Source organism: Collinsella aerofaciens, from assembly GCF_032584215.1.
Lineage (GTDB): Bacteria > Actinomycetota > Coriobacteriia > Coriobacteriales > Coriobacteriaceae > Collinsella.
Window position 1 is genome coordinate 1 of record NZ_JAWHPN010000175.1, and the last position, 244, is coordinate 244.

At 78.7% G+C, this 244-nt stretch carries 1 protein-coding gene; it reads left to right on the forward strand.

Annotated features, from left to right (window positions below; genetic code table 11):
- Positions 1 to 47 precede the first annotated feature (47 nt).
- The coding region (locus RX395_RS10240; RefSeq protein ID WP_316367424.1) for a hypothetical protein at positions 48 to 244 on the forward strand (197 nt) is incomplete at its 3' end.

Consider the following 244-nt stretch of genomic DNA (forward strand, 5'->3'; position numbering starts at 1 on the left):
GGTTCCGCGGGATGGCGGGGCCGAGGCTGATGGAGGAGCTCCCCTCCGTGCGCGCCGAGGGCGCGCTGGGCGCCGCGCTCGGCGCGCTGGCGGACCTGTGGGCGGCGGCGCGCGACGCGGCGCTCGACATGGAGCGCGCGATCGAGGCGTCCCTGGAGGAGAACTGCCCCGCCCTGCTGGCGATGTACGGGTGCGGGCCCGTGAGCGCGGCCAAGCTCGCGGTCGCGGCCGGGGACAACCCGGG